The 19,807-nt window shown below is 31.1% G+C and carries 17 protein-coding genes and 1 other annotated feature; of the genes, 14 read left to right on the top strand and 3 right to left on the bottom strand.

The annotated features are described in order from the left end of the window. Positions 1 to 7 precede the first annotated feature (7 nt). A complete protein-coding gene (locus J3477_RS01825) occupies positions 8 to 487 on the bottom strand; it encodes a YsnF/AvaK domain-containing protein (RefSeq protein WP_206867850.1) in 480 nt (159 codons plus the stop codon). Positions 488 to 708: 221 nt separating this feature from the next. Here J3477_RS01825 and J3477_RS01820 point away from each other — a divergent pair, with 221 nt between their 5' ends. From J3477_RS01820 to J3477_RS01805, 4 genes are all read left to right on the top strand, one after another. Next, positions 709 to 1,911 (top strand): MFS transporter, encoded by a 1,203-nt coding sequence (locus J3477_RS01820; RefSeq protein WP_228731180.1) that lies wholly within the window; start codon positions 709 to 711, stop codon positions 1,909 to 1,911. After that, positions 1,904 to 2,545, top strand: a complete 642-nt coding sequence (locus J3477_RS01815) for a TetR/AcrR family transcriptional regulator (RefSeq protein ID WP_206867849.1) — start codon at positions 1,904 to 1,906, stop codon at positions 2,543 to 2,545. Before J3477_RS01820 ends, J3477_RS01815 begins: the two co-directional genes overlap by 8 nt. A 76-nt stretch (positions 2,546 to 2,621) precedes the next feature. Next, entirely contained in the window at positions 2,622 to 2,807 is a 186-nt protein-coding gene (locus J3477_RS01810) for a PspC domain-containing protein (RefSeq protein ID WP_206867848.1), read from the top strand. Positions 2,808 to 2,921: 114 nt separating this feature from the next. Further along, the gene (locus tag J3477_RS01805; protein ID WP_206867847.1) at positions 2,922 to 3,236 is read left to right on the top strand and encodes a nucleotide pyrophosphohydrolase; all 315 of its coding nucleotides are present in this window, start codon (positions 2,922 to 2,924) and stop codon (positions 3,234 to 3,236) included. A 117-nt stretch (positions 3,237 to 3,353) separates the two neighbouring features. Here the strand turns inward: J3477_RS01805 and J3477_RS01800 are convergent, their stop codons facing one another. Together J3477_RS01800 and J3477_RS01795 are read right to left on the bottom strand one after the other, a co-directional pair. Beyond that, complete coding sequence (locus J3477_RS01800) at positions 3,354 to 4,286, bottom strand: DMT family transporter (protein ID WP_206867846.1); 933 nt, start codon at positions 4,284 to 4,286, stop codon at positions 3,354 to 3,356. Positions 4,287 to 4,628: 342 nt separating this feature from the next. Further along, on the bottom strand, positions 4,629 to 4,808 hold the full coding sequence (locus J3477_RS01795) for an H-type small acid-soluble spore protein (protein ID WP_206867845.1): 180 nt from the start codon (positions 4,806 to 4,808) through the stop codon (positions 4,629 to 4,631). A gap of 425 nt (positions 4,809 to 5,233) precedes the next feature. Between J3477_RS01795 and J3477_RS01790 the strand changes: the two genes are divergently transcribed. From J3477_RS01790 to J3477_RS01745, 10 genes are all read left to right on the top strand, one after another. Continuing rightward, the gene (locus J3477_RS01790; protein ID WP_206867844.1) at positions 5,234 to 6,211 is read left to right on the top strand and encodes an ABC transporter ATP-binding protein; all 978 of its coding nucleotides are present in this window, start codon (positions 5,234 to 5,236) and stop codon (positions 6,209 to 6,211) included. Continuing rightward, positions 6,211 to 7,725, top strand: coding sequence for an ABC transporter permease/substrate-binding protein (locus J3477_RS01785; RefSeq protein WP_206867843.1), 1,515 nt, complete (start codon positions 6,211 to 6,213; stop codon positions 7,723 to 7,725). The genes J3477_RS01790 and J3477_RS01785 overlap by 1 nt, the downstream gene beginning before the upstream one ends. Positions 7,726 to 8,226: 501 nt before the next feature. Then, positions 8,227 to 10,389, top strand: a complete 2,163-nt coding sequence (locus tag J3477_RS01780; RefSeq protein ID WP_206867842.1) for a chitobiase/beta-hexosaminidase C-terminal domain-containing protein — start codon at positions 8,227 to 8,229, stop codon at positions 10,387 to 10,389. A gap of 426 nt (positions 10,390 to 10,815) precedes the next feature. Next, complete coding sequence (locus J3477_RS01775; protein WP_206867841.1) at positions 10,816 to 11,445, top strand: non-canonical purine NTP pyrophosphatase; 630 nt, start codon at positions 10,816 to 10,818, stop codon at positions 11,443 to 11,445. Positions 11,446 to 11,474: 29 nt separating this feature from the next. Beyond that, positions 11,475 to 13,733, top strand: coding sequence for a glycoside hydrolase family 3 protein (locus J3477_RS01770; RefSeq protein WP_206867840.1), 2,259 nt, complete (start codon positions 11,475 to 11,477; stop codon positions 13,731 to 13,733). Positions 13,734 to 13,853: 120 nt separating this feature from the next. After that, positions 13,854 to 14,465, top strand: coding sequence for a YkgJ family cysteine cluster protein (locus tag J3477_RS01765; protein ID WP_206867839.1), 612 nt, complete (start codon positions 13,854 to 13,856; stop codon positions 14,463 to 14,465). Positions 14,466 to 14,615: 150 nt separating this feature from the next. Continuing rightward, positions 14,616 to 14,822 (top strand) — a binding site (T-box leader). A gap of 294 nt (positions 14,823 to 15,116) precedes the next feature. After that, on the top strand, positions 15,117 to 16,394 hold the full coding sequence (gene serS, locus J3477_RS01760; RefSeq protein WP_206867838.1) for a serine--tRNA ligase: 1,278 nt from the start codon (positions 15,117 to 15,119) through the stop codon (positions 16,392 to 16,394). Between the two features lie 268 nt (positions 16,395 to 16,662). After that, on the top strand, positions 16,663 to 17,076 hold the full coding sequence (locus J3477_RS01755; protein ID WP_206867837.1) for a hypothetical protein: 414 nt from the start codon (positions 16,663 to 16,665) through the stop codon (positions 17,074 to 17,076). Between the two features lie 148 nt (positions 17,077 to 17,224). Next, complete coding sequence (locus J3477_RS01750; RefSeq protein WP_206867836.1) at positions 17,225 to 18,970, top strand: sensor histidine kinase; 1,746 nt, start codon at positions 17,225 to 17,227, stop codon at positions 18,968 to 18,970. A gap of 252 nt (positions 18,971 to 19,222) precedes the next feature. Then, positions 19,223 to 19,660 (top strand): MarR family winged helix-turn-helix transcriptional regulator, encoded by a 438-nt coding sequence (locus tag J3477_RS01745; protein WP_206867835.1) that lies wholly within the window; start codon positions 19,223 to 19,225, stop codon positions 19,658 to 19,660. Positions 19,661 to 19,807: the final 147 nt, after the last annotated feature.

The raw sequence follows: 19,807 nt of genomic DNA, 5'->3' as shown, positions 1-19,807 counted from the left end.
TAAATTGTTATTGTTGATTGTCTCTATTATCTATAATATCAAGGTCACCTAATTTATTTATAGTGGCCTCTTCGTGTTTAAGAGTTTCATCTATATGTCTTGTTTGTTGTACTTCACGTTTATGGGCAGTAACTTCTCCGGTTACTACTGTATTTTTAGTAACATCAACTCTTTCTTCACTTACAGGAATTCTTATTGATTGTTGCTCCTTAATAGGAGTGTTACATGTTTGATTGTTTAAAGATTTTCTGTCAATAACAACCTCTTCATGTGATACCGGAACATCTATAGATTTATGCTCTTCAACAATCTCTTTACCGAGTTCAACTTCTCCCTTTTGTACTTTGTTTTTAGATACATTAAGTTCTTCTTTACGAAGTTCAAGTCTTGCGTCATTTTTTCGTTGCTTTGTATCTCTATTATCACTGCTTGTAACCTTGCTTGAGGTATTGTCGTCATCTCCAAACAATCCGCTAAATATTCCCATGATAGACACCTCCAATAAGTTTTTATATTTGATACGTTAATATATTTTCCTCATAGCATATTTATTATCCTGTTCGAATGTTGGAAAATAAGAAAGAAATAGTTTAATAAAATAATAGTTATAGTTTACAGATAAATGAAATCCTTGTATAATTGTTTACTGTGAGTAAAAGGTTTACTTTGTGTAAACAATTATTTTCTAAAATTTTTGGAGGTGCAACATTGAAAAAAGAGTATGGTTATAAAAAATTTCCTTTATTTATACTTATGATTAATCTTTTTATAGCATTGTTAGGACAAGGCATGGTTATTCCTATACTGCCCGATTATCTGAAGCAATTTAACGCTGCTGGTTCAGCAGCTGGATACTTGGTGGCAGCCTTTGGAGCGGCACAATTCTTGTTTTCTCCTATAGGTGGAAGACTTTCAGATATGTATGGTAGAAAAAAACTTATATTAGCTGGTCTGTTTCTTACTGTAATATCAGATTTTATATTCGCAATATCTCATATGCTAATTGAGCTATATGTAGCAAGGTTTATTGGTGGAATAGGACTAGGAATAATGGTTCCATCAGTTCTCGCTTATGTAGCAGATGTCACTACAAAAGAAACTAGAGCAAAAGGCATGGGATATTTAAGTGCATCAATGAATCTTGGAATGGTAATCGGGCCTGGTATAGGTGGTGTTATTGCACAATTTGGCATAAGAGTTCCTTACTTTTTTGCATCAGGATTAGGACTTGTAGCAACTTTTTTAACAATTGTGTTGCCGGAAACACTTTCTGTAGAGAAAAGAAGTACCTTAAAATCAAAAGAAAAGCAGGAGTCCATTGTTAAACAGCTTAAACAATCTGTACATACTCCATATTTTAAATATCTATTATTAATATTTGTAATGACTTTTGGATTGGTAAACTATGAAACAGTATATTCCTTATATGTACAACAGAGGTACGGTTTTGCAGCAGATAAAATATCTATTTTGATAACCTTAGGGGCTATTATTGGAATTATTACTCAAGTAGGACTAATAGATAAAGCTATTAAGTTTTTTGGAGAATATAGACTTATAAGATTTTCGCTATTTATATCAGCGGTAGCATTGCTATTAATGCTTATAAAAGTCAATTTTATATACCTGTTAGGGATTTCTTCAATATTTTTCGCCTTTAATTCTTTCTTGAGACCAACGGTAAATACTTTGTTAGCTAATGAAGCAGGTGATCAGCAAGGATTTGTTTCGGGACTTAATACAACCTATACAAGTATAGGAAATGTTGTTGGACCAATAATGGCTGGAAACTTATTTGACAGTCATATAAATTTACCATATACTGTGGGTAGTTTCATCCTTATTGGAGCCATATTTTTGACTAAAAATAATAAGAAAATTGATATAAATGAGGTAGTTAAAAATGAGTGAGTCCTGGCACAAGAATTTAAAAAATAAGAATCGTGCTGACATAATAACAGCCGGCAGAGAGCTTTTTCTAAAGAATAATTTTATAAATGTAAATATTAAAGATGTATGTATACAAGCAGGAGTGAGTAGAGTAACTTTTTATAAACATTTTAAGTCCATAGACGAGCTAATATTTGAAGTGCAAATAGATATCTTAGAATGTATGACTGACACTGTATCAAAAGCAGGTAGAGTTGGAATTAATGGAATAGAAAAACTTAAAAACATGCTTTATGCATGGACAGATTTTGCCAGGGAAAATAAAGATCAAATGAAGTTTATTACCTTATTCGATCTTTATTATGAAGCTTATGATTCAAACGAAGAATTAAAAATTAAATATGAAAATTTTACTAAATTAAAAGACAACAATTTTTTGGATAATATAATACATAGTGGTATTAAAGATGGGTCTTTCAAAAAAGACATAAATATAGTGAAAACAGGATTTTATATATTTCAAACTATGATGGGAGTATTGCAGAGAGTGAGTTATACAAAAATACCTGTTGATTGCGAAGGAATAACTTCAGATGATATAGTGTTATCAATTGTTGATATGATTATAAGTTCTGTAGAAAATGAAGAAAAATGATTGGAAAAAGGTTTATTTTGATATTGATTACTAACTTTACATATAATCTTATAATAATTAAAACTAGGAGGAGTTTATGAATAAAAAGTTATACAAATCAAATTCTAATCGTATGCTTGCAGGGGTTTGTGGCGGAATAGCTGAGTTCTTTGATATCGATGCTACAATTGTACGTGTGCTATGGGTAATATTTGGATTAGCAGCAGGAAGTGGACTTTTAGCATATATACTTTGTGCTTTTATAATTCCAAGTGAAGATTAATTTACGGAAGGTCTTTTGAGAAATATAAAGCTCAGAAGACTTTTCAATTTTATTAAATGGTTTTGATTTTATAAAATAAAACATGTATTTATATAAAGTTAAGGAGCTTAACAGATGAATGATGTAATTGAAAGAATAAGAAAGTTTAGAAATGATAGAGATTGGTCACAATTTCATACTCCTGAAAATTTGGCCAAAGCCATAAACATAGAAGCAGGGGAGCTTTTAGAACATTTTCTTTGGGATAATGATTATAATAAAGAAGAGGTATGTGACGAGCTTGCAGACGTATTGGTCTATTGTATACATATGGCGGATGCTTTAAATGTAAATATTGAAGATATAATAAATAAGAAAATGAATAAAAATGAAGAGAAATATCCAGTGGAAAAAGCTAAAGGGAATAGCAAAAAATACACTGAACTATGAAGTGGTTCACCTATATCGATACATAAAAGAACTCTGTAAATTAAGCTTTTTACAGAGTTCTTGTTATATTAAAACATTATAAATTCTTATTTAATTTATTAGTGATTACAGACGAATCTATAAGGAAACCTCGGTGTTCTCATTGGTCTGTTTTGGAACCTTTTTAGTTAAAGATAAATATATTATTCCAAATATGATACATCCAGTTCCAATCCATTGAATAAATCCTAGATTAACATTTAACCAAAATATAGATAAAATAGCTGCAGATAGGGGTTCAATTGAGGAAAGTATACTCACTTCGATTGGCTTTATATATTTTAAACTCTCCAAATAGCAGCAAAAGGCAATAAGAGTTCCAAATAGTACTACAAATATAACAGCTAAAATTGAACTTGTGGACCATTGACCTGTACTTATCCAAGGTTTTTGAATAAAGCTAAAGCCTATTCCTCCAATCAGCATTCCCCAACCAACTACAGTTATTGAATCAAATCTAGTTAGAAGATAAGCTGGTTGCAAGGTATAAAAGGCAGCAGCAAAAGCTGAAGTTACACCCCAGAACAATGCTAGCTTAGAAATTGATAAAGTGCTAACATTTCCTTTTGTTATTATGAGAAAGGTGCCAACTATGGTTAAACTGATTACTATAGCTTCTCTTAAGCTTGGAGCTCTTTTGGTTTTGATAGTCATATAGAAGGTGATTATAACTGGATATAAATATTGAAGGATTGTAGCTGTTGCTGCATTACCATATTTTATTGCGGCAAAATAGGTGTATTGTACACCTAACATCCCAATAATCCCAAAACATATAAGATTAAATATTGAATATTTTGAACTCCAGATCTTTCTCACATTCTTGTTGCCTCTAAAAGTTGCAAAGGACAATAAAACAATTCCTGAGATTAATAGACGGATAACAACAAGCCATTCAGGACTGAAACCTTTCTGTTGAAACAAGTATTGTGCCACAGTACCAGATACTCCCCACATCATTGTTGAAAAAATTACAAGGGCAAATCCTTTTATCCTAGGTTGAGACTTCATTATATTTTCACTCCTTATGTATTGTTAAATATAATATTATAAAGTTATGTTAAGTTTAAGTAATTTGTTAAAATCAAACAAGCTAAAAATATTTTGAATTTTAATAGTTGTCCAAATTTTACGTTAAATTTATAAAAATTTTTAGCTAAATATATTTTAAATTCAAAGCTGAAGAATACCTTCAAATAACTAGTATACACAAATAAAGTTCTTTACTCAAATAAATATTTATTAAAGTACTGCTATTCTGATAAGATTATCTTTTAATACGAATCTAAAAATTAATAAAGCAAATGCTGTTATTCGGGTGAAGTTCATAATTATAACAGCATTTGCTTTATTTTATTGTTCTTGAAGTGAACCTAGTGGCACCTCTTTTGATCCTGTAGGTTGATTAAGTGGATGTACATAAGCGATTTCTTTAGTGTCATCTATTTTTTCAATATAGATCTGTTCACCTTTATATGTTACATTTATAACATCAGGTGAGGAAAGAATTTCTTCTGCCCGTTTTCTATCCATAAATAAAACCTCCTTTAAAAATAAATTACAAAGGTAGCATTTACTTATGAATGATTAAATATTCTTTACCAATGGGAAAATCCCTTTAGTTACTTTTAGGTAACTAACAAACTTAAAAGTACATGCTTGCAAATGTATGTTCGCTAGATTATTATATAAATATAAGTTCAATTTGCAATACGCATTTTATTACGAAATAGTATATATAGGGGCCTTACGAAAACTTAATTTATATTTGTTCAAAAATCACGCACCTATGACTTTTAGCATGTATAAATTAATAGTTGAAGTTGAATCGTATATTATCATAAAGTGATAATGTAATTTGTAAATTCGTTTAATCAGCAAATGTAAAATTTTAAAAATAAAGCTAAATTTAAACATAAGAATTTATATAGTAGGTGAAAGTATAAGGAGTAAATTAGATGATTAAATTTGAAAATGTATCTAAGTATTATGATAGTGGAAATAAAGCAGTTGATTCTTTAAATCTAACTATTAATGAAGGTGAATTTTTTGTACTTATTGGGCCAAGTGGATGCGGAAAAACGACTACACTTAAGATGATTAATCGTTTGATAGATTTAAGTGAAGGAACGATTTATCTAGATCACAAGAAAATAAGTGAATACAATATTCATGAGCTTAGATGGAATATAGGATATGTATTACAACAAATAGCACTATTTCCACATATGACTATTGAAGAAAACATAGCAATAGTTCCAGAATTGAAGAAATGGGACAAGAAAAAAATTAAAGATAAGATAACTGATCTTTTAGAGAGCGTGGGCCTAGAACCAGAAAAGTATCGGAATAGAAAACCATCAGAGCTTTCAGGTGGTGAACAACAGAGAGTAGGAGTGGTTCGTGCCTTAGCAGCAGATCCAAATATTATATTGATGGACGAACCATTTAGTGCTTTAGATCCTATTAGTCGCAAAAAGTTGCAGCAGGATATGGGAATGCTTAAGAAGAAAATAAATAAAACAATTGTATTTGTAACTCATGATATGCAAGAAGCCTTAGCCCTTGGAGATAGGATTTGTATAATGCAAGAAGGAAAGATAGTTCAATGTGATACTCCAGATGAGATAATTAAAAATCCTAAAAATGATTTCGTAAGAAACTTCTTCAAATCTGGAAATGTATATAGAACACCTCTTTTTGAATCAGATTATAAGGTGAAGGATTTAGTAGTTGAAGGGCTATATGAGAATGTTGAAAACAATGAAGTTATTACTTGTGTCAATACTGAAGAGTCACTTGAAAATTTATTTTCTATACTTACAAAAGAAAAAAATATTAAAATAGAACAGAATGGAAAAATTATAGGAAGTTTAAATATGGAACATTTAATTAAGTTTGTAGCTAATAGGCTTGAAAAGGATGGTGAAATATAATGAATACATTTTTTTCAACGCTTTTAGAACGAAAAGGACAGTTAGGTACGGCATTACTTCAACATATGCAAATTTCATTTATAGCTATATTTATCGCCGTAATCATAGCGGTACCACTTGGAATATATATAACAAAACATAAGCGTTTTGGTGAGATAATTATACAAATAGCAGCTATTTTTCAGACAATACCTTCTCTTGCACTGCTCGGAGTTCTTATTCCATTAGTAGGTATTGGAAAAGTTCCCGCAGTAATTGCTCTAGTAATTTATGCTATTTTACCTATACTTAGAAATACTTATACTGGGATTAAAGAAATCAATCCTGCGCTAATTGAAGCTGCTGATGCTATGGGGATGAATAGTAGTAAAAAACTCTTTAAAGTTCAAATACCATTGGCAATGCCTGTTATAATGGCAGGTATAAGAACTTCAATGGTAATGATAATTGGAACAGCAACACTAGCTGCACTAATAGGAGCAGGTGGCCTTGGAGATTTAATTCTTCTTGGAATCGATCGTAATAATAATAGCCTCATTCTAATTGGAGCAATTCCAGCGGCCTTGCTTGCAATTTTATTTGACGTAGTACTACGTTATCTTGAAAAAGCTACACTAAAAAAATCCATTGTAGCAGTTGGAGTGGCTATTATTATGACTTTAACTATAATTTTAGTTCCATATCTAAGCACACAAAAAAATGAGATTGTAATCGCTGGAAAGTTAGGTTCAGAGCCAGAAATTTTGATTAATATGTACAAACTAATGCTTGAAGATGAAACTAATTTACATGTTACCTTAAAGCCTGGCATGGGAAAAACTAGCTTTTTATTTAACGCACTTAAATCAGGTGATATAGATATATACCCTGAATTTACAGGTACAGCTCTTGAAACCTTTGTAAAGGAAAATGCAAAAAGCCATGATCCAGAAGAGGTTTATGAGCAGGCTCGTGTTGGTATGGAAAAGAATTTTAATATGGAACTTCTAAAGCCTATGAAGTACAATAATACCTACGCTATTGCAGTATCTCCAGAGCTTGCAAAAGAGTATAAACTAAATAAAGTATCTGACTTAAAAAATATAGAAAATCAGCTTAAGGTAGGATTTACTCTTGAGTTTTCTGATAGAGATGATGGATATAAAGGACTTCAAAAAGTATATTCAGTAAACTTTAATAATTTAAAAACAATGGAACCAAAATTAAGATATAGTGCAATAAAATCAGGAGATATCAATCTTTTAGACGCGTATTCTACTGATAGTGAAATTGTTCAGTATAATCTAAAGGTATTAGAAGATGATAAAAAGTTTTTCCCTCCATATCAAGGGGCACCGCTTATGCTTGAAAGTACGCTTGAAAAGCATCCTGAGATAAGCACTGTTCTTAATAAATTATCAGGTAAGATAACTGATGATGAAATGGCTAAAATGAATTATGAAGTGAATGTAGGAGGAAAAACAGCGCAAGAAGTTGCAAAAAACTATCTACAAAAAGAAGGACTGCTTAAATAAATTTTAGAATTAGATGCTGTTAGAGCATCATCTTGAAATTATGTGGTTTGGCAGCCTATAATCTTTAACTGAACCATCTAACACTAAAACTGTTTATAAAGTTATGTATCTTTAAAGGATTCGCTTATTAAAGTGAATCCTTTTTTGCAGTAAAGAAAAGATAGATTTTTATGTTTGATAAACCAAGATATTTTGATGGATTTAGAAGCTTTTTATGGCTGTACAGTTAAAAATTAATCTTATTTAGGTGTTTTGCCAAGAAATATATAAATTTTAATGCAAAAATTATTTAAATTCAACAAATATATTAAAATTGGATTAAAAATCACTTTTAAAGGTCAAACAATGTAGAATACATTTATAGATTAAGTTATAATCAAGTTAAAAGAAAAATCTGCTTTACTATTTAAAAGGAGAATGAGAGGTTCTACTTAAACTTTAATGTAGGAACTGTTTATTTCTAGCTATATTGAACACAGCAAAAGTAAGGAGGATAGGAAAATGAAATCAAGAAAAATAAGCGGTATCTTCATTGCAACTATAGTTATTGCTTCATCTTTTAGTTGGACAACCTATGCAAGTACAACTACTACAGATACCACCTCTAAGCGTTATATAGTTAAGTTCAAAACTAAAGGCGTTGACAGAGGTAAGCTAATTTCAAATTATAGTGGAAAAGTTAAGCGTCAGTTTAAGAATGTGGACGCTGCTGTGGCTGAAATAACCCCACAAAATGCTACAAAGCTTTTAAAAGACTCAAATGTTGCTTACGTTGAAGTAGATAATGTGGTAAAGGTAGCTGATACTACATTTTCAAACTGGGGAGTAAGCGATATAAATGCCCAAGCTTCATGGCAATCTGGATTTACTGGAAAAGGTGTAAAGGTTGCTGTTATTGATACAGGAGCTGCAACACATTCAGACTTATCCATAACTGGTGGTACAAATGTGATAAGTGGTTCAACTACTGCATCTTTTTCTGATGATAATGGTCACGGAACTCATGTTGCTGGAATAATTGGAGCAAAAGGTGTAAGTGGTGGCGTTAAAGGAGTGGCTCCGGACGCTTCGATTTATGCAGTAAAAGCCCTTGATTCATCAGGTAGTGGATATACCTCAGACGTAATTTCAGGTATAGATTGGGCTATTGAAAATAAGATGGATATTATATCCATGAGTCTTGGATCAAGCCAATCAGATACTTCATTGCAGAATGCTGTGGATACAGCGTACAATAGCGGAATATTAGTTGTTGCTGCGGCAGGAAATGATGGAAATGCTGATGGTACTGGGACAAATGTTGAATATCCTGCTAACTACTCATCAGTAATTGCAGTTGGAGCAGTTGACTCTACGAATAAGAGAGCTTATTTTTCTTCTACAGGAAGCAAAGTAGAAGTGAGTGCACCAGGAGTTAACATAACCAGTACTTATTTAAATGGAAGTTATGCTCAAATGAGTGGTACATCTATGGCTACACCTTTTGTGGCAGGAGATTTAGCATTACTTAAACAAAAGTATCCAAGCTATACTAATGTTCAATTGAGAAATTTATTAGATAGCAATATAGTTGATTTAGGTGTTAGTGGAAGAGATTCTTCTTATGGATTTGGTTTGATACAAGCACCAAGCAATACATTAGCAGTTATTGCGCCAAGTAAGCCAGTGGCGAGTATCCCAGGTGGATCTTATAATTCGAGTCAGGTAATAGGATTAAGTGATGCAACATCAGGTGTGTCGATATATTATACTGTTGATGGGACAACTCCAACTGCACAAAGTAATTTATATAATACACCAATAACAATAGGGTCAACTACAACACTAAAGGCTGTGGCAATAGATGCTGCTGGGAATTCCTCAGAAGTGCTTAGCAATACTTATACTATAACTTCACCAGTTGTATTGCCAGCTAAACCAACAGCAAATGTGCCGGCTGGAAACTATAGTACAAGCCAAGCAGTAACTTTAAGTGATAAAACAGCTGGAGTATCAATATATTATACCCTTGATGGAACAATACCTACTTCGAATAGTACTTTATACTCAGGGGCTATAACTATAAGTTCAACAAAGATACTTAAAGCAATTGCCATAAATGCTAATGGTAAGTCTTCTGAAGTCATGAGTAACACTTATGTTATAAATGGACCTGTAGCTATACCTACACCTACAGCAAGTGTTCCTTCAGGCACATATAAAGCACCTTTATTTATTAAACTTTTTGATATGTATTCAAAGCCACTAAGAGCTTTTTATACATTAGATGGAAGTACTCCAACAACTAAGAGTTTACCTTACATGGGTTACATTAATATAGCAGCCTCTTGTACTTTAAAGGTTATAGCAGTTGATTACAATGGAAATGTATCAGGAGTATTGAGCAATCAATATACTATAATAAAACCTCCGGCAGATCCAATTGCGAGTGTTAGAGGTGGTATATATAACAAACCTCAGACTATAACATTAAGTGATACCACACCAGGAGTAACAATTTACTATACTCTTGATGGATCTAAACCTACAACAAATAGTTCTGCTTATAAAGGTGGTATAACTATAAGTAAGACAGCGATTCTTAGAGCAATTGCGGTAGATAGCTTAGGAAATACTTCAAATGTAACTTCTTCACTTTATATTATTCTTGGAAGTTATAGATAGACCAACTGTCAATAAAGTCTAACTAAGTAAATTAGTTTTTATATCTGGAAATGAGATTTCTATATGGACAAACAATAAAATCATATTATAGAAAAAATAATTCTTTGTAATAAAAAGATAAGCTTATGATTAATTAACTATCATTGGCTTATTTTTTTCTTGTATAGGTATGTATAAAGTTTTTATGCTGGTTAAACTAGAACTTTCAATACTTTTAGAAATTTTTTATGCCTAAACAGTAAAAATAAAGCTTATTCACCTACTAAATTTTCCTCATATGTATTCGCAAAGACAGATGCGTTAAAAAAGTTTTAACTGCAATTTTTCAAAAATAGAAAATTATCATTTTATAATTCAAAGAATCACTTGGCATTATATGATATAATTACAAATAATTAATAGATTAGAAGAATGAAGGGATATTTAATGAAGTTAATATATGGTACATATAATCCATCAAAGCTCACTAGCATGATTAAAATGCTTGATGGACTCAATATCGAAATTACTGGCATTGGCAGTGTTGATTTCAAACTAAGTCAATCTGAAGAAACGGGAAAAGATCCATTGGCTAATGCTATAGAAAAAGCCACAACATATTACGAACAGCTTAAGATACCTGTATTTTCATGTGATACTGGATTGTTCTTTGAAGGGGTAGAGGAAGAAGATCAACCTGGTGTACTAGTAAAAAGGCTTCATGGAGAAGATTTGTCTTATAGAGAAATGGTTGACTACTATAGTAATTTAGCAGCAAAGTATGGAGGGAAATTAACTGCATATTATAAAAATGGTATATGTTTATATATAGATAATGATCATATTTATAAGTATGACGGTGAAGATATATGTTCTGAGAAGTTTTATATTGTAGACAAGCCTCACGAAAAATATAGAGAAGGATTTCCATTGGATACTTTATCTGTAGATATGGAAACTATGAAGTACTATTATGATTTAGAAAGTGAAAAAAGTGAAAGCTTAGGAGTTATTTCTGGATTTAGAGAGTTTTTTATTAGAAGTCTTGATGATTATTTACATAGAAAAAATATATAGTATTTAACAAAGTCAATGGAGGGGGATTTATGATGAATTTGAGACAAATTAATAAAGGCGACTATGTAATTATTATAAATGAAAGTGGAAAAAATGTTGCCTATTCAAAGAATTCAGGTATTAAAATAATTGAGCAAGATGGCTTTGCTTTTAAAAACTTAAGCAAAAGTGGAAAACTTGAAAAATATGAGGATTGGAGACTTCCAGCTAAAGAAAGAGCTAAGGATTTAGCTAGTAAGCTTAGTATAAAACAAATAGCAGGTCTTATGCTCTACAGTGGACATCAAGCGGTTTTTAGTAAAAAAGATAGTTTTTCAAAAGCTTTTGATGGAACCTATAATGGTAAAACTTTTGATGAGACTGATGTGAAAATTACTGATTTAACAGATCAACAAAAAAAGTTTCTTGAAGATGATAATTTAAGACATGTACTTGTAACAGCAGTGGATGATGCTAAAACATCAGCACTCTGGAATAATAATTTGCAAGCATTTGTTGAAGGATTTGGTTTTGGAATACCTGTAAATATAAGTAGTGATCCAAGGCATACAACTAGTGCTAATGCTGAGTTTAATGCTGGTGCAGGAGGAGACATATCTAAATGGCCAGAGCCATTAGGACTTGCAGCAACTTTTAGTAGTGAAGAAGTTAGTAAGTTTGGATTTATTGCATCTAAGGAGTACAGGGCATTAGGTATAGCAACTGCATTATCACCTCAGGTAGATATAGCAACAGATCCTAGGTGGATGAGATTTAGTGGAACTTTAGGTGAAGATCCAATTTTGGCACGAGATTTAGCTGAAGCATATTGTAATGGATTTCAAACCTCTGTTGGAGAAAGTGAAACAGAAGATGGTTGGGGATATGAAAGTGTAAATGCTATGGTTAAACATTGGCCAGGTGGAGGAAGCTGTGAAAGCGGTAGAGATGCTCATTTTGCTTACGGTAAGTATGCTGTTTATCCAGGCAATAACTTTAATGATCACTTAATACCTTTTACAGAAGGAGCTTTTAAGCTATCTGGTAAGACTAAGAAAGCGTCAGCAGTTATGCCTTATTATACTATATCTTATGATATTGATAAAAAGTATGGCGAAAACGTAGGAAATTCTTTTAGTAAATATATAATTAAGGACTTACTTAGAGAAAAGTATGATTATGATGGAGTTGTTTGTACTGATTGGGGTATAACTAAGGGAAATAATGTAATTGATGGCTTTATATCTGGAAAAAGTTGGGGAGTTGAAAAATTATCTGAGAGCGAAAGACACTTTAAAGTGCTAATGGCTGGAGTAGACCAATTTGGGGGGAACAATGAAGTTTTACCAATTATTGATGCCTATGAGATGGGAGTAAAAGAATTTGGTGAAAAATATATGAGAGAAAGATTTGAAAAATCAGCTGTAAGATTATTGTTAAATATATTTAGAACTGGTTTATTCGAGAATCCATATGTAGATCCAGAAGACTCTGATAAAATAGTTGGCAATGCTGAATATATGAAAGCTGGGTATGAATGTCAGCTTAAATCTTTAGTGATGTTAAAAAATAAAAATCAAATACTTCCAATAAAAGAAAGAAAAAATGTGTATATACCAAATAGAAGATTAAAGGAAAGTAAAGATTGGTTCGGAAACGTAATCCCAGCTAGAGAAATAGAACCTGTAAATAAAGCTATTATTGAAAAATATTTTAATGTAGTGGAGAAAGCCGAGGAAGCAGATTTTTCTATAGTTTTTATAGAGTCTCCTAAGACTGTAGGATATTCGAAGGAAGAGGGATATGTACCTATAAGCTTGCAATACAGACCATATAAAGCTATAAACAGTAGAAAAGTAAGTTTAGCAGGAGGAGACCCATTAGAAAAGTCAAAAAACAGAGCTTACTATGGTAAAACAAATTATGCTACAAATGAAGAAGATTTAGATATAATCTTAGAAACTAAGAACCTAATGGCACAAAAACCAGTAGTAGTTTCTATAAACATGGCAAATCCAACAGTACTTAATGAGTTTGAGAACAAAGTTGATGCAATAGTGGTTGATTTTGGTGTACAAGTTCAAGTAATACTTGATGTGATAAGCGGAAAGCATAATCCAAGTGGCTTACTACCATTTAATATGCCGAAGGACATGACTACTGTTGAAGAACAATTTGAGGATGTGCCACATGATATGAAGTGCTATAGTGATGAACTAGGTAATAAATATAGTTTTGCTTATGGACTTAACTTCAATGGTGTCATAAACGATGAGAGAGTAAGGAAGTATAATGTGGTAAAATTATAGCAGGAGATTTTTATGAAAATAATTATCTAAAAAAACATCAACTTTTGTACTAGCTGAAAAGTTCAAAGAAAACTATGATTCGATTTGTAGCTAATACATAAAAGCATAAGGAGAAATGACATGGAATTATTATTTGACTCAGAAGGTAAAGTGAATTATGACAAAATTGATAAAGATACAACTGTGGAGGATATATTAAAAGCAATTGATATATTTTTAGATAAAAACCCTCTACCTTGTGATGATTGCGGGGAAAGCTGTTGTAAAAAGGCTTGGTCAGTTGAAATGGACAATATATGTGTTAACAGAATAAGCAACTGGAATGAGGATTCTGCATCAGATTTTGTAAGACAGAGGCTTGTAATAAAGAGAAATTACTATAGAGAGTTTGATCAATATGTATTAGATAAAGAAAAGAACTGTCATTTCATTACCGAAGAGAACTATTGCACAATTTACGAGCAAAGACCAATAATATGCAGATTGTATATATGCATTGATAAAAGCTACAGATATAATGTAGTTAGAGAACTTATAGGGAGCACTTATTTGCAGGCCTTGATATTTGAAGATGAGATGAGAAATAATGTGCTTTCGGCAGACTCAATTGAAAAATATAGAAGAAATCCTGCTGTATTCGCAAAGGGCTATGACATAGCTTTGAAGGATATATTTAGTTATGCTGAAGAAGAAGGCTGGTTATATGATGATGAAAGAGATGAATTATATTAATAACTCTTTTTAGCAATTTAATATTGTAAAAAATATGCGATTTATAGAGAAAAAAACACATTTATTAGCAATTTAAGTGAAAAATACTTATTCTCACTTGAAAACTTGTATAATATTATATATAATTGATACATAATAATAACATATACAAAAACAGTGATTATAAAAGCTACGATTTTTGAATTTCTTCAGAGAGCCGATGGTTGGTGCAAATCGGTGAAAGGCAAAATCTTTCCACTTTTGGAGCTGTCGATGATAAATCGAAAGGCTAGTAACCTTTAAAATACTTTTTCGAGTGGCTGATTTTTTATTATTTCAGCAATTTGGGTGGCAACGCGGAGTACTTCCGTCCCATTTATATATTTGGGATGGGAGTTTTTTTACTGTAAAGAAAAGTATAAAAATTCTAAGTTGACTAAATACGGAAATTTAAATGGCTTTGCAAGTAGTACTAAACTTTATTTGTTATTATATGTTTAAATTCAGTGATACTTTTAAACCTGAATTTTTATATTGGATATAGTATTCAAAGATAGCATTGTAAATTATTGATTATTATCTTACAATGTAAAAGTAACCATTTAGGAAAATGCTTATATTAATATGCTTTTAAAATATTATAAATAGATAAATGTATCAGGAGGGTAAATTATGTTAGATTTAAAATTTGTAAGGGAAAACCCTGAAATAGTAAAACAAAACATAAAAAATAAGTTTCAAGATAATAAGTTAGGGTTAGTTGATGAAGTTATAGCTTTAGATGCTGAACTAAGAAATGCAAAGCAGGAAGCTGATTCTTTAAGAGCAAATAGAAATAAGATTTCAAAGAGCATTGGTGCATTAATGGCTCAAGGAAAAAAAGAAGAAGCAGAAGATATGAAAAAACAAGTTGCTGCAAACTCTGCACGTTTGGCAGAATTAGAAGTTAAAGAAGGCGAACTTGAGAAAAAAGTTAAGGATATAATGATGATAATTCCAAATATCCTCGATCCAAGTGTTCCAATAGGTAAGGATGATAGCGAAAATGTGGAAGTTGAACGTTTCGGTGAACCAGTGGTACCTGACTTTGAGATTCCATATCACACTGAAATCATGGAAAAACTTAGCGGTATTGATTTAGACAGTGCAAGAAAGGTTGCTGGAAATGGTTTTTACTATCTAATGGGAAACATAGCAAGACTTCACTCTTCAGTTATATCATATGCTAGAGATTTTATGATAAATCGTGGATTTACATATTGCATTCCACCTTTCATGATTCGTAGTGAAGTTGTAACAGGTGTTATGAGTTTTGCTGAAATGGATGCTATGATGTATAAAATAGAAGGCGAAGATTTATATCTTATAGGAACAAGTGAGCATTCTATGATAGGTAAGTATATAGATACAATATTACCAGAAGCTTCACTTCCTCACACTTTAACTAGTTACTCACCATGCTTCAGAAAAGAAAAAGGTGCTCATGGTATAGAGGAAAGAGGAGTTTATAGAATTCACCAATTTGAAAAACAAGAAATGATTGTTGTATGTAAACCAGAAGAAAGTATGGTTTGGTATAATAAACTTTGGAAAGATACAGTAGATTTATTCCGTTCACTTGACATACCAGTAAGAACTTTAGAATGTTGTTCAGGTGATTTAGCTGATCTTAAAGTAAAATCAGTAGACGTAGAAGCTTGGTCTCCAAGACAAAAGAAATACTTTGAAGTAGGAAGCTGTTCAAATCTAGGAGATGCTCAAGCACGTCGTTTAAAAATACGTGTAGATGGTGAAAACGGTAAATACTTTGCACATACATTAAATAATACAGTAGTAGCTCCTCCAAGAATGTTAATTGCTTTCTTAGAGAACAACTTAAATGAAGATGGATCAATAAACATTCCAGTAGCGCTACAACCTTATATGGGTGGAATGTCAGTAATTAAATAGTATAAATAATATAGATGTAATAAGGTAATATGTTTATGAAGTGCCTTGGATAGCTTTTAAGAAGCTGATTTAATCAAATTACATCAATAGTTGCAGCATATTCAATGGAAAATTTGGTATGCTGCATTTTTTTACACAAACAATCACCTTAATTTTACTTTTTAATCGGTAATGGCATTATGAATATGTATTTGCAAAATATTGGAAGGTATATTATAATTTGTACAATAATAAAGTCTCAAAGCAATTGTTTAGTGTAGGAGGCAAGATGAAAACAAAAAAGTATATCATAATAAAGTCAATATTTTTAAGCATCTGTACATTAATCTATCTGTTAGACTTCTTTTTTTATGGAGTATTTTCATCCGCAGTAGATCCTGGATTTAAAGAAAATCCTATTGGTGATTTAGTTACTTTAGTGGTAATGGGAGTAATTAAGTTTGGTACCGTTTTTTTATATTTATCTATATTAAAAAAACTTAAAGTTTCCAGTGTAAATAGTTCTATATATCTACTTGCTCTAACTTTTGGCTATACAGGATTTATGATTCAATGGGTATTCCATGAAAGAAGTTTGATAAATTTAAAAAGTCTTGTGATTTTATTGGTTAACTTTATAATTATTTTTAGGTTAGTTGCAGCTTTATATAAATATAAAAAAGAATTGAAGGTAGCTAGGTAGCTTAATATTTAGGCTATGTTAAGAAAATTGTTGAAATTAAGTGGTTATGCAGGAGATTCTCATTAAAGCATCGGATGACTAAGCACTTAATTTCAATATGGTGATTTAATATCGACTATATTCAATATATTTTTAAAAGGGGTAAGGTATGGGAAAGATTAATTTTTCTGAGGTGTTTAATATTGATTCCTTTAAAAAAATGTCTGAAAGCCTTTATGAGGCATCTGGAATTCCTGTGGGACTTATTGATGTAGATGGGACAATATATATAAAAACTGGATGGCAGGATATTTGTACAAAATTTCACAGAATTCATCCAACCACTTGTAGCCGATGCTTTATTAGCGATAAATATATAAATGACCATCTAAAAGATGGTAGATACATAGAATACAAATGCCTAAATAATATGTGGGATATAGGAGTGCCCATTATCATATATGGACAACATGTTGCAACGATTTTTATGGGTCAATTTTTTTATGATGATGAGGTAGTTGATGTTGATTTTTTTAAAAGACAAGCTCGTGAATTCAATTTTGATGAAGAGAATTATATTGCTGCACTTAGTAAGGTTCCAAGGTGGACAAGGAGTAAGGTCAGAAGTATCTTAGATTATTACTTAGGACTTGTAACCACTTTAGCTGAAAGCGGACTAAGACAGCTAGAATATGAAAGTTCCCAAAAAGAACTTGCTAAAAATCAAAAGTACCTTGATACTATTTTCAACTCAGTAAATGACGCAATATTTATTAATGACTTTTACGGAAACATAGTAGATTCAAACCGAAGGTCTTATTTTATGTTTAATTATTCTGAAGAACAATTAAAAAAAATGAATATAATAGACATGGTATCTTTAAAGTCGGGGATAACAAAAGAAAAAATGCTTCAAACCTTTAATAAAGCTACAAATTCTAGACCTATCGTATTAGAATGTATTTGTAAAACAAAGAATAATGATGAGTTTTGGGCTGAATTAAATATTAGTGCAATTAAGGTTGACGAGAAAGAAGAGATTGTAGTAAGTATCCGTGATATTACGGATAGAAAATTAAGTGAACTAGCTTTACAAGAAGAAGCTTATGAATTAGAAAATTTAAGAACTGAATTCTTCGCAAATATTTCGCATGAGTTGAGAACTCCTCTAAACATAATATTTGGTGCTATACAAGTAATTGGAGCAGAAATTGAAAAAAAGGAAAAGCCTATTGATAAGGTAAAGATAATAAATAATTTAAGTGTTGAAAAGCAAAATTGTTTTAGATTATTACGACTTATAAATAATTTAATTGACTCTACTAAACTTGATTCAGGCTATTTTGAATTAAATATGGTCAATTGTAATATTGTAAATATTGTTGAAGAAATTACTTTGTCAGTAGCAGATTATATTAATAATAATAATTTAGAGCTTATTTTTGATACTGAAATAGAAGAAAAGATAATGGCTTGTGATTTAGATAAGATTGAAAGAATAATGCTTAACCTTTTATCAAATGCGGTAAAATTTACCCCTGATGGAGGGAAAATCTTTGTGAATATTATTGATGGTGAAGAATACATAACAATTACAGTGGAAGACACGGGAATAGGAATACCAAGTCAAAAACTAAATATAATATTTGACAGGTTTAGACAAGTAGATAAAACATTTATAAGAAGACATGAGGGTAGTGGAATAGGCTTATCACTAGTGAAATCATTAGTTGATATGCATAATGGAACTATTTATGCAGAAAGTAAATATGGTTTAGGGACTAAGTTCTCGGTTAAACTGCCAGTTAAGATGCTAAGTGATGGAAGTTTAGGTCAGTGGGATGAGAATCAGACGAGTAATAAGGAAAACTATGTTGAGAGAATTAAAATTGAGTTTTCGGATATTTATAAATAATATTTAAATGAACATACAACAAAGCAATAATCTAAGAGTTATTAACTACATAATATTATTAAGCACTTGTCTTAAAGAGACGGGTGCTTTAATTTTCCTAAAGAACCATTAGTATTATAGAACTTGAAAGTTTACTATTAAGGATTATTTTATTAGTAGTTGAGCTAGTAGATTTCAATTAATATTGACAATAATATAATGAATGTATATTATAATGATGGTGTAGATACACTAAAGTGAGAAGGTGATAATATGGATATAAAAGTTTATGATAAAAAACCATCGCAATGTAATTGTCTCAATTTGCGAAGAGCATCTCATGCTATAACTGAAGTTTATGACGATTTTCTTGCTCCAAGTGGTTTGAAATTAGGGCAGTTTTCGTTACTAAAGCATATAGATGCTTTAGGACCTGTAAGTGTGAGTAATTTGGCAATTAGCATAAGATTGGATAGAACTACTCTTGTAAGAAATCTTAAACCTCTTGAAGAAAGAGGGTACATCAATGATATAGCAATAGAAGGAACTAGAAATAGACAATTGAAGTTAACAGATAAAGGGAAAGAAGTTTATAAATCAGCAGAGTTACTTTGGCTAAAGGCGCAAAACTATTTAGACGATTATCTAGGTAAGGATAACTTAGAAGTTTTTACAACATTACTTTCAAAAATTGAGGCATTAGTGCCTTAATTATATTTATGTTCTGTTTACATTATTATAGAAATTAAGGTGTCGCTACTTGAGATACTTTATTTATTAGTTGCAAAGCTTACTAAAGTTTCTGAAGAGTGACACCTTAATTTCTACATGATGCTTAAAACACTGCCTTTATTTTAA

This window comes from Clostridium zeae, from assembly GCF_017312485.1.
Lineage (GTDB): Bacteria > Bacillota > Clostridia > Clostridiales > Clostridiaceae > Clostridium_AR > Clostridium_AR zeae.
Note: the sequence above shows the minus strand (reverse complement) of the source record. Positions and strands in the feature narration are given on the sequence as shown.